The organism is Pseudomonas urmiensis (assembly GCF_014268815.2).
Taxonomy (GTDB): domain Bacteria; phylum Pseudomonadota; class Gammaproteobacteria; order Pseudomonadales; family Pseudomonadaceae; genus Aquipseudomonas; species Aquipseudomonas urmiensis.
This window is the reverse complement of sequence record NZ_JABWRE020000001.1, coordinates 1,287,426-1,300,174: the sequence shown is the minus strand read 5'-3', so window position 1 is coordinate 1,300,174 and position 12,749 is coordinate 1,287,426. Positions and strand designations below refer to the sequence as shown.

10 protein-coding genes are annotated in these 12,749 nt (G+C 59.1%); 7 read left to right on the top strand and 3 right to left on the bottom strand.

Annotated elements, in window-relative coordinates:
* Positions 1 to 27: 27 nt before the first annotated feature.
* Genes tssM through vasI form a run of 3 tightly spaced genes read right to left on the bottom strand, consistent with a single transcriptional unit; the run spans position 28 to position 5,744 of the window.
* Positions 28 to 3,660, bottom strand: coding sequence for a type VI secretion system membrane subunit TssM (gene tssM / locus HU737_RS05745; protein WP_186556791.1), 3,633 nt, complete (start codon positions 3,658 to 3,660; stop codon positions 28 to 30).
* A gap of 9 nt (positions 3,661 to 3,669) precedes the next feature.
* Positions 3,670 to 5,124 (bottom strand): type VI secretion system protein TssA, encoded by a 1,455-nt coding sequence (gene tssA / locus HU737_RS05740; protein WP_186556800.1) that lies wholly within the window; start codon positions 5,122 to 5,124, stop codon positions 3,670 to 3,672.
* Positions 5,112 to 5,744, bottom strand: coding sequence for a type VI secretion system-associated protein VasI (gene vasI, locus HU737_RS05735; RefSeq protein WP_186556802.1), 633 nt, complete (start codon positions 5,742 to 5,744; stop codon positions 5,112 to 5,114). Before vasI ends, tssA begins: the two co-directional genes overlap by 13 nt.
* 354 nt (positions 5,745 to 6,098) lie before the next feature.
* On the opposite strand from vasI, the gene tssB reads away from it, so the two are divergent.
* The 7 genes from tssB to tssJ are packed head-to-tail and all read left to right on the top strand — an operon-like array spanning position 6,099 to position 12,703.
* Positions 6,099 to 6,602, top strand: coding sequence for a type VI secretion system contractile sheath small subunit (gene tssB, locus HU737_RS05730; protein WP_186556804.1), 504 nt, complete (start codon positions 6,099 to 6,101; stop codon positions 6,600 to 6,602).
* A gap of 54 nt (positions 6,603 to 6,656) precedes the next feature.
* Positions 6,657 to 8,147 (top strand): type VI secretion system contractile sheath large subunit, encoded by a 1,491-nt coding sequence (tssC, locus tag HU737_RS05725; RefSeq protein ID WP_186556811.1) that lies wholly within the window; start codon positions 6,657 to 6,659, stop codon positions 8,145 to 8,147.
* A complete protein-coding gene (tssE, locus tag HU737_RS05720) occupies positions 8,144 to 8,554 on the top strand; it encodes a type VI secretion system baseplate subunit TssE (RefSeq protein ID WP_186556813.1) in 411 nt (136 codons plus the stop codon). The genes tssC and tssE overlap by 4 nt, the downstream gene beginning before the upstream one ends.
* Positions 8,555 to 8,557: 3 nt before the next feature.
* On the top strand, positions 8,558 to 10,324 hold the full coding sequence (gene tssF, locus HU737_RS05715) for a type VI secretion system baseplate subunit TssF (RefSeq protein ID WP_186556817.1): 1,767 nt from the start codon (positions 8,558 to 8,560) through the stop codon (positions 10,322 to 10,324).
* Complete coding sequence (gene tssG / locus HU737_RS05710; protein WP_186556822.1) at positions 10,288 to 11,313, top strand: type VI secretion system baseplate subunit TssG; 1,026 nt, start codon at positions 10,288 to 10,290, stop codon at positions 11,311 to 11,313. The genes tssF and tssG overlap by 37 nt, the downstream gene beginning before the upstream one ends.
* The gene (locus HU737_RS05705; protein ID WP_186556825.1) at positions 11,310 to 11,894 is read left to right on the top strand and encodes an FHA domain-containing protein; all 585 of its coding nucleotides are present in this window, start codon (positions 11,310 to 11,312) and stop codon (positions 11,892 to 11,894) included. Before tssG ends, HU737_RS05705 begins: the two co-directional genes overlap by 4 nt.
* A complete protein-coding gene (gene tssJ / locus HU737_RS05700) occupies positions 11,891 to 12,703 on the top strand; it encodes a type VI secretion system lipoprotein TssJ (protein ID WP_186556830.1) in 813 nt (270 codons plus the stop codon). The genes HU737_RS05705 and tssJ overlap by 4 nt, the downstream gene beginning before the upstream one ends.
* The last annotated feature ends 46 nt before the right edge of the window (positions 12,704 to 12,749 follow it).

The window sequence follows — 12,749 nt, the reverse complement described above, 5'->3', positions numbered from 1 at the left end:
GTTTTGCTTTCGACTCGCTTCTTGCGCCTAGCGTACGCCACTGCTGGTTAACCCAGCCTGAACCACCCGCGGGCTACCTTGCTCAAGCAAGGTGCGCGGTAGCCGGAAGCCTTTGAACGGCTGTTGGGTGATCGGGTTGAATGCTTTCTCCGAACTCAGTTGATAACGCATCATGCCGTCTCCTGTACGAAAGCTCAGGTCGACACTGGTCGCCGTACGCCCATTGAGCGCGCCCCGACTGAGCAAGCGGAACATCGACCACGGGCCACGATACTCAAGACTGCTGCTGTTGCCATTGAGCTTGAGCAAGGTCAGGTTGCTACGCACCTGCGGGTTCAAGGTATTGGGCCAGATCACCCCGGTGATCAAGCTAGGACCATGGGTGTAGGAAATCAGCTGGCCATCCAGGTCAAGCACACTGGTACGCTGGTTCGCACTGAGCCCCAAGGGTTCGATGCTGAACTGCACACTCAAATTGCCTCGGTGATCGAAAAAGGTTTCGCGGATTCGATCTGCTACTTCCAACTGCTCGATGACATCGGTGCGTATCAGGTAGCCGCCACGATTGTCGGCATAAAGTGCATCGAGGTTGTCCTTCAGGAACACCTTAAGGTATTGATCCTGGAATTGCTGCAGGCGCCCCTTGGGCCCAAAGAAGGCCTCGAAATCATCCAACGCCGCATCGGGGGCTTGTGCAACGAATGGATAACGCCCCGCAAGCCGCTGCTGGAAGAAGCTGTAGACCTCAGCATCCCAACGCCGCTCCAGCTCTCGCAAGGCTTCGATTACCAACACTTGGGCAGTTTGCTCGGCGACCTTTTTAACCTGCTGGCGGATGGGCTCAGGCAGGCCGGTTGAGACCCGCTGCAGGGTTGCAATCGGATCAGGTCCCTTCATCGAAAAGCGCTGCAGCACCACCTGCAAGGCAGCCTTGCCTTGATCGGGGCTATCTTGCACGGCCTTGGCGTAGTCATAGAGCGCGGTGATCGCGCCAAGGGTTTCGTCGTAATAACTTGGCCGCTCACCCCTCGCCTCAAGCATTTCATTCAAGCTTATAAACGCCCTGCGTATTCCTCCGGCCTGTTGCTGGGCAGGCTCCCCGCCTCCCCCCAGTGCCGTGATAGCCCCTGCTTGCTTGGACTGCGCGGCGGTCAACGAGTCGATGGTGGTGTTATCGCGTACAGTCTCCAACAAGCGGCGCAGCGGCGCTGCCGGTCCTGTGATCTGGTCGAGGACCGACACCCCATGGCTCAAGTCGTGAAAGTCCGTCACCGCGAACTCATTCAACGCTCGTCGCCAACTGTCGATGTAGTCAGCGCGGTACAAGCTGCTGATCTTCTCAGTCAATGCAGCGCGGTCGGCCGCGGAGTAGTCCAGTTGACGCCGCTCACCCAGGGCCCACTGGTCGATCATGGCCATGTCCGTGATGTGCTCGCTGTGCGGTTCGAAATAGTCCCTGAAACCCTTCGCCGTCAGCAATCGCGCCAGCAGGATGCCGTCGCTCGCAGCCACGTTTGCTGAGGTTGGCTGATAGACGATGTCGAACGCAGGCCCTATCTGATGGCGCAAATCCAAGCCTGTATGCAACTGATCTTGAGCCTGCCGCTTAAGGCTTGCGTAGACGCGCTGCGCCAGCGGGACTTTACCCAGTATCTGCTGGAGTTCACTGACTCGTTGACGGAACTGCGGTAGATCGGTGTCGGCGTAGGCCAAGGCGTACTGCAAGTGCCGCATAAGGTCACGCTGTAGCTGCCCCTGCCCAGGGTAGGCAGATTGCCACTGGTGTGCCATCCAATCTTCTACCCACTGCGCTCGCCGGTTCTGCCGGTCCTCGATCATCCGATAGACCCTGAGCGCCGCCATCTGTTGCTCGCTACCATCGGCGGCGGCATTCATCGCGTCGACGACCCCACTGGCAAGGGCCGGCAGGAAACGCCGCGACAGTAGCGTCAGGTATGCCTGATCGACCATCGGACCAATTGCACGGCCCTGGTAGAGACCAAGGTCGGCCACCACCGGCCACGCAGCGCGATAGTCGCCAAACACCGAAACGGCATCTCGGATCTGATCCAAAGGCACCAGCAGGTTGCGGCCGGTAGGATCCAGGCGCTGATCGACTTCGCCATCGCTGAACGCCTGACTCTTGGCCAGCACGCTGATCGCTTGGTCCCGGTTGTGATCAAAGTAGCGATGCCAGCTTGCCCCAAGCACGGCAAAGGCCAGCACACCAACGCCCGAACTCAGCCACAACAGACGGCGTTTGTCGCGAGCGACCTTGACGTTGTCACCCGCCAATCCCGCTTCGGGAAATATCGCCCGCTTGAACACCTGCTGGGCAAAATAGACCAGGGCTTTGCCTTGCGGCTTGCCATCGCTCAGCGGTGGCAGAACGTTGTAGGGTTGCGCCGCTTCGCGGACAAACGCGTTGTTCATCTCTCCCTGCTGAAACACCGAAGACAGGTACAGTCCGCGCACCAGTGCCGGCGTCGTGAAGCGATCGCTGGCCAATGCGTGTCGAAGGAACGTCATCAATGCCGGGCGCAGCCCCATCAACTGCCCCTGCAACGAAACCAGCCGCTGGCGCTGCTCAGCACTGCTCAAGCCGCTCATGCTATCGAGCACCATTTCTTGGGCGATCTCGATCAACTGATCGTAATGGGCGATCAGCTCATCCAGCCACGCGTCGAATGAGCTAATGGCATCGAGCTTGAAGCTGAATCCAAGCATGTGCTCTCGCTGAGACTGGCTCATGCGCGCAAAAAGCTGATCGAAGCCGTCAAGCAAATCGAACTTGCTCAGTACCACGTATAAAGGCAAACGTGAGCCCAGCTGACGGCTCACCTCATACAGCCGGGTACGCAGCACATCAGCCAAGGCCATGCGCTGCTCGGGCGTCGAACGCAACAACGATGCCAGATCGACCACAAGCACCAGACCATTCAAGGCTCTACGGCTGCGCTTGCGCGCCAGCCAATCCAGCAGGTGCAGCCAGAGCTTGGCCTGAGTGCCCGCAGGCAGGACGGCTGACGGCTTGCCATCAGCGTCAGGCACAAGGCCCTCAAGTGACTGCTGGGTAATCAATTCGCCGGGCGGATCGATGATCACTGCTTCATTGCTGATCCACCAGTCCACTGGATAGGCGAGGTCGTCATCCTGGCGACTGAGGGCCTGTGCCTTGCTGATACGGGTCAGAGAAAAATGCTGATCGGAACGGGTGATGAAGCTGGTCTTGCCAGCGTTTTGCTCGCCGACAACCAGGTACCACGGCAACTGATAGAGCGCACGACGGCCGCCGGCATTGTCCAGATAGCTTGCCAGCCCTCGATCAAGCGCTCGCTCCTGTGCTTGCACGAACGGCAGGCTCGGATCTGCCTCGACAGCGGCCTCCTGCTGACGCTGTGCTTGGAAGCGACGCAGACGCGCGCCCAGCACCAGCGACCCGCATAGCAAGGGCACCAGTACCACCAGCAAACTGGCGATACTGCGGTGCGCAAGACTGGCCAGTGGCTGCTGCCCACGCCAAGTCCACTGCGGGCCAAGCCACCAGATGGCGACCAGCAACAACACCCCACCCACTGCGAGCAGCAGCGGCATGGCCAGCCCTGCGCGGGTGGCCAGCAGCAAGCCCCAACGTTTCAGATGTCTCCAATATGTGCTCATCAGGGACTGCTACTCCTTGTCCTGGTCAATCAGTGATGATGTGCCTGCGTAGTGCTTGAGCTTTTGATAAACCTCCGGCTCCCACAGCTGGGCGGTGGTGGCCTGCATGGTCCGGGCGACACTGGCGCACAGGTCGTGAGCCAGCCAAGACACGCCACGGGCACCGAGCAGATCGGCAGCGATCAGCGTGGTATGGCAGCGCTCGCGCGGCGAACTGTGCTGTGCTTGCAGGGCCTGTAGGCGCAACAGCACCGCTTCCACCCCTTCAACCTCCATCTGCTCGACCAACGCTTCGCGCAGCCCAGAAAATTCTTGCGAGCCTGCGGCCTGGGCAGGCGATGCTTCCGCGCCCTTGAGCCATGCCAGGCATTGCTCATCGACAAACGCTACGCCATCGCTGAAACACCGCTGTTGCACGGCGGGTAAGCGACGGACGAAGCGAGCCGTTGCGCAGCGGATCGCTTCGGCGACTTCAGCCATGGCCAAACGCGATGCGATGCTTGCAGCGAGGAAACTGCCGCGAATCCAATACGGCGAGGCAGTGACGCTTTTCTCCACTCGCAGCAACAGGGCCGGATCAATAGCGGTACTCGACAGCGCCTCCTCGTATCCGCTGACGATGTCTGCCGGGACCGACATCAGTTCGGTGCGATGATCCTGCCTGGCGCCCGGCGCAGCCTGGATGTGCGCCCACAAGCCAAACCTTCGCAGTTGATAGCCGGTCGGGTCATACAGGTCTTGCTGATTGATGAACTCGGCCATGCTCAGCACCGCGCGCCGAGTTTCGCGCTCATTGCCGAGCGACACGGTGGTCTTGGCCGGGAGGAATGCTTCAGCGAGCGGGGTAGCATTGCGGGCGGGTGAAACAGGCTTGCCAGCAGGTTCGTTACCGACTCCAATGACAGACTCGCTGTGCTTTACCAGCAAGCGCTCAAGCGCCTGCAACGCCGGCAGATCAAGCTGCGCCGAGCCCGCCTGTTGCAACAGGGAGGCAATTGCCTTCTGCGCCGTTTCGGCACAGGCCGGTGTGTAGCTAAAGCGGTCGAGCTGAGGCAGCGCTTCGGTCAATCGCTTGACCTGCACACCAACCAGTTTGCGCTTGCCCAGAAATCCCGTTGGGCCGGGCTTGGGATGGGCGGTTTCCCAATAGTGTTCAACCATGCCCGCCAGCAACTGCAGCGTGTGGCACCAGTGCTCCCAGCAGCGCTTGCGCAACCACACGACACCCAGATGGCCGACGATACGCAAATGCTTGCAGTGGCTACTGAGGTACTGACGGGAGGCTTCCTCGATGAATGGCCAATCGATAGCCCCCTCATGCAATCCGCCAAGCTTGACCATCTCCTGATCGATCGCCTGGTAGGTCTCATCCTCGATATCGAACAGACCCGCGGCAAGCTTGAGGTCAATGGGCGCCAGCAGCCTGGCGATGTCATCGCTCGACACCCTGGCTACCAACGACATGCTTGGCGCGCCTGATCAATCAAAGGGTCCAGCCCTTGAGCATCGAAACTCAGCCCATCGAGCGCCGGATGGTCGCTGACGATGTGGATCCGCTTGGCGCCGATCAACGCCTTGATCTGCTCAATGGCCGGTAGACCCCGGCCAGCATCCAACACTTGGCCGTTTTCCATGACTTGCCAGGGCTGCACACTGGTCGCCTGATGCTCGGTGCGCAGCTGCACCATCACTCGGCTGCCCTCAACAGGTCGCGCGGTGATCAACTGCAATCTGGAGATGTTCTGCACGCAACTGATGGCAAGGTAGGGCCGCGGCTCGACCGCGGCGATCGCAGGCGCCGAAATCACCAGTCGCGTCTGCCCCACTTGCCCCTCACGCTGCACGCTCATGCGAAACGCCAGGTCGTCCGGCATTCGCTGGGCCTCATTGGTCATGACCCGAGCCACGCTAGGTGCGCTCAGCTCCGGTGCTGACCACGTGGCTTTTACCAGCGGCACCCGCGAAGGGGTTCCGGCCGCCTCATCAAAACAGGCCAAACGCTCGACATTGGAAACAATTCGCGTGCAATCGCGCTCAGGCTCGGCGAACACTTGCCCCAAGCCGAGCAACAATAAAACACCCATTCCATAAGTGCATTGTTTGTTCACCGCAGCTCTACTCCACTCTCATACGCCCATACGGACGCACACTTCCAAAGCATTTACCTGAAGAGCAATGCGCCGCGTACAAAGCTAGAAAACTCGACAAGCGCAGAGCTTAGAGCAGATTCAGGCCAGGCCACAAACAAATATTTCTTTACACTTTTAAACTCGACCAAGCCACTTTCAGCCATGCATCGTTTAAATACAAAGCAAAAGCTCAAATAAACAATAAGTACAAATGCAACATCAACTGTCAGAATAAACCTACAAAAGCAACCCTAACAGGAAGCACTGTAAGAAACATCCTACAAACTTAACAGGGAGTTAATATAGCGCATGGCTAAAAGCTCAAGTTCCGTTGCACCCAAAGAACGTATCAACATCAAATACGTACCTGCCACAGGCGACCAGCAGGCCGAAATAGAACTGCCCCACAAGATGCTGGTCTTGGGCGATTTCGGCCTGATCGATACACGTACTCTGGAAGATCGCCAGCTCATGCGCATCGACAAGCACAGCTTCAACAGCGTGCTGAGCGAGGCTGCGGTGAGCTTGAGCATGGCCGTGCCTTCGAGCCTCAGCGCAGCCCCCGATGCTGAACTGGCAGTGCGCCTGCAATTCAACTCGATCAATGACTTCGGCCCAGACCAAATCGCCCGCCAAGTGCCCGAACTGAACAAGTTGCTCGAGTTACGCGAAGCCCTGGTGGCCCTGAAAGGCCCGCTGGGCAACGTCCCTGCCTTTCGCAAACACTTGCAACAGCTGCTCACTGACGAGCAAGCACGCAAGCAGCTTGCCCATGAGCTGGACCTGGTGATCGAAGCCACCGAACAAGATTGAAGCAGCCAAGACCTGAGCATCAGGTCAATGAAGCACTGACAACGGAGCGTCACCATGCCCAGCCAAAATACCCAGACCCTCACCTCTGACGTTGCTGACCAGACAATCGGCAACCAGACCTTGCTCGACCAGATCATGGCCGAGACCCTGCTCACTCCCAGTCAAGAAGGCTATCAAGTCGCGAAGCAGGGCGTCGCTGCATTCATATCCAACATCCTCAAAAGCGATGAGCCTGATCAACTGATCAACAAGCATCGCGTGGACCAGATGATTGCTGAGGTCGACCGAGTCCTTAGCAAACAAATGGACGCTATCCTGCATCAACCCGAGTTCCAGCAACTTGAATCGGCATGGCGCGGCTTGAAACTACTGGTGGACCGCACCGACTTTCGCGAAAACATAAAACTCGAAGTGCTCCACGTCAGCAAAGCCGAACTCCTCGAAGACTTCGACAATGCCGGCGACATCACCAGCAGCGGGCTCTACAAACATGTCTATACCGCAGGTTTTGGCCAGTTTGGTGGCGAGCCGGTGGCGGCCATGGTCGGCAATTACAACTTCGGCCCCTCCTCGCCCGATATAAAGCTATTAAGTTATGTTGCTTCGGTAGGTGCAATGTCCCATGCGCCGTTCATTACCGCACCCGCCCCTGAATTCTTCAACTTGAGCAGTTTCGAAGATTTGCCCAACCTCAAGGAGGTCAAAGACATTTTCGAGGGGCCGCGATTCGCTAAATGGCGATCGTTCCGTGACAGCGAAGACGCTCGCCATGTCGGCATGATGTTGCCGCGCTTCATGCTGCGCTCGGTCTACGACCGCCATGAGCAACCCATCAGCAGCTTCAGCTATGACGAGACCATCAACGGTCAGCATGACAATTACCTGTGGGGCAACGCCGCCTTCCTGATGGCCAGCTGCATCAACGACAGCTTCGCTCGCTACCGCTGGTGCCCGAACATCATCGGCCCACAATCCGGAGGCGCCGTCGAAGACCTGCCCGTGCATCTGTACGAGTCTTTGGGTCAACTGCAGGCGAAGATACCGACCGAAGTGTTGATCTCTGATCGCAAGGAGTTCGAGCTGGCCGAAGAAGGCTTCGTCGCCCTGACCATGCGCAAGGACAGTGACAACGCGGCGTTCTTCTCGGCCAATTCGGTACAAAAGCCCAAGACGTTCCCCAGGACGCCAGAAGGCCAGCAGGCGCAAACCAACTACAAGCTCGGCACCCAACTGCCCTACCTGTTCATCGTCAACCGATTGGCCCACTACATCAAAGTGCTCCAGCGTGAACAGATCGGCAGCTGGAAGGAACGCGCCGACCTGGAAGGCGAGCTCAACAAGTGGATCAAGCAGTATGTCGCCGACCAAGAAAACCCCTCGGCCGATGTACGCAGCCGTCGACCACTGCGCGCCGCCAAAGTCGAAGTCTCGGAAGTTGCCGGTGATCCGGGCTGGTACCAGGTATCCCTGGCTGTGCGGCCACACTTCAAGTACATGGGAGCGAATTTCGAGATCTCCCTGGTCGGTCGGCTCGATACCGAATGAGCAGCCTGTTCGATCGCCTGGCTGCAGATAACCCACCCAGTCGACAGCAATGCCGCCATGAACAGGCAGGCCAGACATTCGAGGCCATCAAGCACCACCTCGAGACACTGCTCAATACTCGTCAGGGCTGCTCGCAAAGCAGCCCTGACCTGGGCCTGCGCGACTTCAACGGCCACGACCTGAGGAGCGGTGATTTGCTGGCTCAAGTGAGTGCCGACATCCGCCGCACCATTGGACGCTATGAACCGCGCATCCGCATTCGCACCTTGCATGGCGTACCGGACGCCAATACCCCGCTGGAGCTGCACTTTCGCCTCGATTGCCAAGTGCGGGTAAACAACCGTGCCGAGCAGTTGCAGATCGAGTTGCTGGTCAACGGCCAAAACCGCTACACCCGGGTGAGGTAACCCATGCCATTGAAACAACGTTTTAGCGAAGAGCTGCGTTATTTACGCGAGCTGGGTGCCGACTTTGCTCGGGACAACCCGCAGCTCGCGCAATATCTAGGTAAAGAAAGTAGCGACCCAGATGTCGAGCGGCTGCTCGAAGGCTTCGCGTTTCTCACGGCAAAACTGCGCCTGAAACTCGACGATGACCTGCCAGAGCTGACCCATTCAATGCTGCAGATGCTGTGGCCCAATTACCTACGGCCGCTGCCCAGCGCAACGATAATCCAGTTCACCCCGCTGGAGCAGTCTCTGAGTGAGTCACAACGCGTAGCCAAGGGCTCACGGCTGTTTTCCCGCCCTGTGGACGGCATCGCTTGCGAGTATCGAACCTGTACCGAGGTCACACTTCATCCTTTTGAGATCCACCAGGCCAGTGCCACACAGACACTCGATAACTGCAGCGTTGCCATTGACCTGAACACCTTGGTTGAGCGCCCGCTGAACACCCTGGCCTGCCACAGCTTGGACTTCCACCTCAGTGGCGATCATGGCAGCGCTCAAACGCTGTACCTGTGGCTATCGCAATACCTGAAGAACATCAGCGTGATCATCAACGGTGAAGTGCGCAGGCTACCGGCTTGCACCGTCAGCTTTCCCGGTTTTAGCCCCGAAGAGGCCTTGCTGCCTTATCCGCGCAACGTCTTCGACGGCTACCGGATTGTGCAGGAGTACTTTGTCTTCCCGCAGCGCTTCCACTTCTTCAGCTTGACCGGCCTCACCCAGCTGTGGCCGAACCAGGACAGCCGCAGGGTGCGCATCGAGTTTCACTTCACCCGGCCACTGCCCAGCACGATACGTATCAGCAGAGCTGACTTCAGCTTGTTCTGCACGCCGGCCATCAACCTGTTCGAGCACAGCGCCGAACCCATCGACTTGTCTGGCCAGGCCGAGCAGGTGCGGCTGACGCCCAGTGGTCAGCGCCCGAAGGCCTACGAGATCTTCAGCGTCGACCGCGTGGCCAGCTGGCGAGTAACCGCAGATGGCAGCCGAGGTGAACAGCTGCGCGTGTTCCAACCTTTTGAATCGTTCGCCCATGAAATCGAACACGCCCAGGGACGCACCGCGCTGTATTACCGCTGCCGGATTGAAGAGTCGTTGCGCGGCGACGGGCTGGTGCACCGCATGGCGTTCGTCCGCGCTGACGAAAGCCTGTATGTCGGGCAATTGGAAACCGCCTCGGTCGACCTGACCTGTACCAATCGGGATTTACCCTTGGCATTGGGCATTGGCGATATCAGTGTCACCACCGAGGCCACTCCACCGCTGGCCAGCTACCGCAACATCTGCCGACCGACCCGGCCGTACCGACCGGTACTGGATGGCCAGCTGCAATGGACATTGATCTCCAACCTGTCGCTGAACTATCTCTCGCTGCTCTCGGCCGAACCGCTCAAGGCGGTGCTCGGCGCCTACGACTTCGCTGCCCTGCATGACATTCAGCAGGCACGCGCCACGCGCAAGCGCCTCGATGGCATTGGCCATGCCAAGACCGAACCATTGGACTGGCTGATCAAGGGCCTGCCCGTACGCGGCTTGCGCACACACTTGCAACTCGATCAGGACGCCTTTCGCTGCGAAGGCGACCTGTACCTGTTCGGCTGCGTGCTGTCGCACTTCTTTGCCCTCTACGCCAGCATCAATTCCTTCCATCAACTGGAAGTGATCAACACCACCAACAACGAGCACTACACATGGCCCTTGCTGACCGGCAGACAACCGCTGATCTAGCCGACACGCTGCTCGCCGAAGCTCATCTGCACAATTTCTTCCAATTGCTGGAGAGGCTGCATGGCTTGCACGATGATGACCTTGAGCCACATAGGCCAGCAGATGCTACGCAGCCGCGGCTACGCCTTGGCAGCGACCCTCGCCTGACCTTTCCGGTGGCCGACGTGCTGGAGGCGCAGCGCCTGCCGCAGCGGGCAGACAACGATGACCGCTACCGGGTTTGCACCACCTTCCTGGGGCTGCACGGTACAGACTCACCGCTGCCCAGCTACTACCTGGACCAGCTCGCTTACGAGCATGCCCAGGGCAAAGGCGTGCGCCCGGCATTCTTCGATTTCTTCAATCACTATTTGCTCAGCCTGCTCCACCGGATCTGGCGCAAGTACCGCTATTACATCCGCTTCCAGACCCAAGCCAGCGACCACTTTTCTGCCTATATCTACGCCTTGATCGGCCTGGGTAACGAGCAACTGCGGGTGGATACGGCATTGCCCTGGAGCCGCCTGCTCAGCTTTGCCGGGGTGATTGCCAGCCGCAGCCGCGCCCCCGGCACGGTGGCCGGGATCATCGCCCACTGCTTTGATCTGCGGCAGGTGCAGATCCGCGAATTTGAAAAGCGCTCGGTGTCATTCGATGTCCGCCAGAGGGTCAGTCTTGGCCTGACCAATGGCCAGTTGGGCAGCGCTTTCATTGTCGGTGATCGCAGCCGAACCCGCAGCAGCAAGTTCGCCATTCTGATTGGTGATCTCGACCAAGCCCAACTACGCGACTTCCTGCCCAGCGGTATCAATTTTGGGCGTTTGCGGGCGCTGATTGATTTTCTCCTGCGTGATGGCCTGGCCTACGACCTGGAGCTGCGCCTCAAACAGCAGCAACTGCCGCCGTTCAACTTAAGCCGCTCGCAAGGCAGCCACCTGGGCTGGACCAGTTTTATCGATGATCGGCACGGCGCGACCAGCCCCAAGGTACTCATCAGGGTGCGCTCATGAAGATCACCCTGACTATCAGCAATCCCGATCAACTGCAGCATGGCGTCACCGTCAGCCATCAGTTCGACAACCGCGGCGGCACGCTCGGCAGCGTCGGCGCCGACTGGCTGTTGATCGATCGCGAGCGACGCATTCTGCCCATCCATTGCGAGATTCGTTGGCTTGAAAAGAGCTTTTGCGCCGTTGATCGTTGCGGCCAGACCTTCCTCAATGACAACCAGATGAGCCTTGCAGGCACAGCTGCGGTGCGCCTGCAGGAAGGCGATTGCCTGCGTATCGGCGCCCATCGCGTGTTGGTCCACTATCACCGCGACCCACCCAGCCAGCTGGCCAGTCGCGGCGCCCTGGAAGAACTGTTCGAGCCTGGCAAGCGCCTCTTGGATGCCCTGGTGAACGATCTGCCGGCCGGCACCCTGGACCTGGAGCCAGCAGCCCCCACCTGTCCCGCCGTGCTCGACATCTGCCAGGCGTTCAAAGCCGACAGTGGCTGCGACCCCCTACTGGCACTGGAAGCCCCATCTACTTTGCACCCTGCAGGAGACACCACCATGACCAATATCCGCCCAGGGGAAAAGCTGTGAAGCTGCGTCCCCTGATAATCGCTGCACTGTTTCTACCCCTGCTGGGCTGCACGGTCTTGAGCAAGGTTGGCCAGGTATTGATGGACCCCAGCATACCGGTGGGCGCTGCGAGTGATCAGCCAACCCAGGTTGCTTTCAGCCTGTATGCCAGCCCCACCCTCAATGGCAACCCACGAAGCCTCGATGCCACGGTTGCCGATGCAGTACTGGAGCCAAGCCCCTATGCAGTCAGTCTCACTGCTGGCAACCCACAGGTCTTGACTGAAAAGGTCGAAGTACTGCTGGCGTATCTGCAAGAGCAATTTCCAGCCGTGTCTCCTATAGAGCAGGAACAGGAACAGGAACAGGAACAGGAACAGGAACAGGAACAACCAACCCTGCCGCGCTCGTCCATGGAGGACAGCAGCCCAGGCACTTACGACGACCCGGCAGTGCACCTGAGCCTGGCGCAGCCGCAGACGGTATCGGCTGAGCAGATCGCCACGCCCATCGCCATCAAGATCTTCCAGTTGCGTGACGACTCACTGCTGCATAACGCCGTCTTTTCGGGCCTGGAACAAGACCCGGCCAAGGCCCTGCGCAGCACTTACATACGTGACGACGACTATCTCCTGACGCCAGGTCAGTTCAAGTTCGTGCCCTTCGAAGCGCTCGATGCCGACACCCGTTTCATTGCCGTAATTGCTAATTACAGCAACCAACAGGACACCACCTGGAAGCAGGTCCTGCGCGTCCAGCCGCGGGGTCGCAAGGTGGTGCTCGCCGTACAGATCAACGACTCACAGATCCTGCTCAAGGAAGAAAGCTGATGCTCACCTGGCTGTTGTCCCTCTGCACCTTCCCTTCTGATTCGGA